Annotated in this window: 4 protein-coding genes; all 4 read left to right on the forward strand. The window is 44.2% G+C overall.

Annotated elements, in window-relative coordinates; translation table 11 throughout:
- The first annotated feature begins 60 nt into the window (after positions 1-60).
- Positions 61-954 carry a carbohydrate ABC transporter permease gene (locus WEIDD23_RS04875; RefSeq protein WP_029237524.1) on the forward strand — a complete coding sequence of 298 codons (894 nt, stop codon included), beginning with the start codon at positions 61-63 and terminating at the stop codon, positions 952-954.
- A 9-nt stretch (positions 955-963) separates the two neighbouring features.
- A complete protein-coding gene (locus WEIDD23_RS04880; protein WP_010375165.1) occupies positions 964-1779 on the forward strand; it encodes a carbohydrate ABC transporter permease in 816 nt (271 codons plus the stop codon).
- A gap of 152 nt (positions 1780-1931) precedes the next feature.
- Positions 1932-3212, forward strand: coding sequence for an ABC transporter substrate-binding protein (locus tag WEIDD23_RS04885; RefSeq protein ID WP_010375162.1), 1281 nt, complete (start codon positions 1932-1934; stop codon positions 3210-3212).
- A 1-nt stretch (position 3213) separates the two neighbouring features.
- Positions 3214-3704 (forward strand): MBL fold metallo-hydrolase (locus WEIDD23_RS14515; protein ID WP_242865432.1); only part of this gene is annotated, 491 nt, incomplete at its 3' end.

A 3704-nucleotide genomic window follows, 5' to 3' on the forward strand; every position in this document is an offset into this window, starting at 1 on the left:
GTATGCCTTTAATGCAGCGGGTGAACGTTTGCCAATTGATTGGGATGGTAAACGGGCATGATGAATAATACGAAACCGACTTGGCGTGATAATTTGAAAGCGTTAGGTTATTTATTGCCTATGCTGATCATTGTTGGGATGTTCAGCTTGTATCCAATTATCAAGAGTCTAGCGATGAGCTTTTACACGGACTACAACTTTTTTACGAACCAAGTTAATGCAATTGGGTTTGATAATTTTAAAACGTTATGGCAGGATGATAATTTTCACTTAGCGGTTTGGAATACGATTGTTTTTGTGGTCGGGGTAGTGCCTGTTGAAATTATTTTGTCGTTAGCGATTGCGAGTTTACTCAATCAAATAAATCGATTGGCTGGTTTGTTTCGAACGTTGTATTTCATGCCGTTTGTCACCAGTGTTGTTGCGATTTCAATGGTTTGGCGGTGGATTTATAACAAGGATGCGGGGTTGTTGAATTACCTGTTGGGCTTTGTTGGTGTGCACCCAATCGATTGGTTAAATGATCCACATTATGCAATGCCGGCATTAATTATTCTAGCAATTTGGAAGGGCTTAGGATTTAATATCTTACTATTCTTGGTGGCCTTGAATAATGTTGATCAACGTTTGTATGATGCGGCAATGCTTGATGGTGCCAATAGTTGGCAACGTTTCTGGCATGTCACGCTACCGATGATTTCGCCAATGACGTTCTTGGTGACGGTGAATGCAGTGATTGGATCGTTTAAGGTGTTTGATGAGATTTTTGCCTTGTTTGGTGGACAACCAGGACCAGGGCACAGCACATTAACTGTCGTTTATTACCTCTATCAAATGTTTTATGAACAGAATAAGTATGGATTGGCCGCGGCCTCAGGGGTGGTGCTCTTCCTGATGATTTTAGTTGTCACCCTGTTCCAACTTTGGTGGAGCAAGAAACACGTTCATTATTAGGAGGGTATCATGCAATCAAAGAAAATATTAGTCTATATCCTCTTAGTTTTAGGGGCTTTGACAATGTTATTGCCATTTTTTTGGATGGTATCGACAGCGTTTAAAACAGGCTTTGAAGCATTACAAACGCCCCCAACATGGTTGCCGAAACACTTTCAGTGGGGGAACTGGGTGCGCGCATGGCAAGCGGCGCCATTTGCCACGTACTTGATTAATTCGGTGGTTGTTTCGCTGGCCACAACGCTGGGTCAATTGGTGACGTCAATCCTAGCTGCGTTTGCATTTGCAAAACTGAATTTTTCTGGCAAAAAAGTGTTATTTACGATTTTGCTAGCGACAATGATGGTGCCTGGCGAAATGTTAATCATTCCTAATTTCGTAACGCTATCAGAATTACATTTGGTGAACACTTATGGCGCTCTGATTGTACCGTGGTTAGCATCCTTTTTCGCGGTGTTCACGTTACGGCAGAGTTTTGCGAGTGTGCCAGATCAATTGTATTATGCCGCCCGATTGGATGGCGCGAGTGATTGGCAATTTTTATGGCGCGTTTTGGTGCCAAATGCGAAATCAACGATTACAGCAATTGGCCTTTTGCAAATTATTGGGAGCTGGAATTCCTTTATGTGGCCGTTAATCGTCACGAATACGGAGAAGATGCGAACGCTTCCGGTTGGGTTGCAGGCATTTTCAAGCGATTCGGGGGTGCAATATCCAGAACTAATGGCGGCGTCAACGTTTGTTATTTTGCCAATGGTCGTCATGTACTTATTACTCAATAAGTATGTCGTAGCAGGTATTTCGAATACTGGTATCAAAGGTTAATTAGTGACTGTTCACAGTATGTTTGTGAACGGTTTAGTGGTGATGACAAAGTTGTCGGCACTAAACTGTTCGGAAATATCACAAGGGCACTGTGATGTGTCTGACAGTCAGCGGTTGTTATTTTTTTGTGGGAAAAAAGGGGAAAAGTTAACATGAAGACTTGGACGAAATTGTTCGCAGGTTCAGCGGTATTGGCATTGACATCAGGTGTATTCGCAACGGCGGTTCCAACGGTTGCGAATGCAGCATCAAAGCCAACCAAGATTACATTCTGGCATGCCATGACTGGGAACTACGCCAAGGCGTTGGATGACCAAATCAAGGCGTTTAACGCATCACAATCAAAGTATGAAATTGTTGCAACGGCGCAAGGTGATTATACGACCTTGAATCAAAAGGTGATGGCGGCAGCTAAGTCAAAGACGCTACCTGACATGGCCCAAGCAACCTATACCCAGGTGCCAGATTATGCGAAAGATGGCATCGTGACCAATTTGGATAGTCAAGTGAAGGGGAAATCCGGCTTATCGAAAGCTGATTTGAAGAACATCTATCCAGGTTTCTTGGAACAAGCAAAGTACAAGGGGTCTTACTATGCGATGCCATTTTCAGCTTCGGTCCGCGTGATGTTCTATAACAAGTCGATCTTAAAGCAATATAATTTAGCGGTTCCCAAGACATGGGATGACGTTGCAAAGATGGCAAAGACGTTGAAAGATCACAATATTGCAGCGGTTGGTTACGATAAATCATTTGATATGGAATGGAACTCAATGGTTCGATCAGCAGGCGTAAAGTTGGTGACGCCGGCAGGTAAGGTGAACGTTAACTCGAAGCAAGCAGTTGCAGCAGCTAAAACAATTACTGATATGGTGGACAATGGCGAAGCGTTGACGGCCGGTTCTGACATTTACGGGACGACGAATTTTGTTAATGGTAAAACAGCGTTGTCATTCTCATCATCAGCCGGTATTTCAGCAACCAAGGCCGCTGCACCACAAGGATTTGATTGGGGTACAGCTGTGATGCCGTCATATAAGGGTAAGCAAGCGACAATGCTAGCTGGTAATAATTTGGTTACGACGGCGCAAGCTTCTAAGAAGGAACAGGCAGGGGCCTTTGCCTTTATGAAGTTCTTGGCGTCAGATAAGCAAACTGAGAAGTGGGCTGAAGCAACTGGTTATTTGCCAATTACGAAGAAGGCAGCCAATTCAGCTGATTACAAGTCGTACTTGAAGGCGAACCCATTGGCCAAGGCTGCTTCTGATTCATTGCCAGGGGCTTTCTCTGATACGGCATTCTTAGGTTATCAAGAGTACCGCACCGATTTGCTAAGTGCCACGGATGCAATGCTAACGAAGAAGACGGCACCAAAGGATGCATTGGACACCTTGCAAAAGCAAACGACGAAGATTGTGAAGGATAACAAGTAGTATGACGACAACGGTAACGGTTCTGAACGGAGTCGATACAATTGGTGGTAATGTGGTGGCGTTTGAAACGCAAACGGCTCGGGTGATTATGGATTTTGGGATTAACTTTGCGCCTGCTGACAGCCAACCGGATGATTTGCTAAGCAACGGGATTTTGCCAGCTTTGCCAGATTTATTTACAGATATCGCAGGTGATAAGCAGACCGCCATTTTTATCTCTCATTTGCATTTGGATCACATGGGGGCACTGAAATATCTGACAAAACTGACACCGGTTTACATGACAATGGAATCGGCAACGCTTTATGCAGAGTTGATTCGTCAGGGCTTAGAGTCAGCACCCAATGCACAGGTGCAAGTAATAGCACCGAATAAAGATGTGCAAATTGGCGATTTAACGGTTCGCGCATTCGCGACGGATCACGATATTATGGGTGCTGTAATGTTTGAGGTTACGGACGGACAACACCGTTTTGTGCATAGTGGCGATGT

The organism is Weissella sp. DD23, from assembly GCF_001579105.1.
Taxonomy (GTDB): domain Bacteria; phylum Bacillota; class Bacilli; order Lactobacillales; family Lactobacillaceae; genus Weissella; species Weissella cibaria.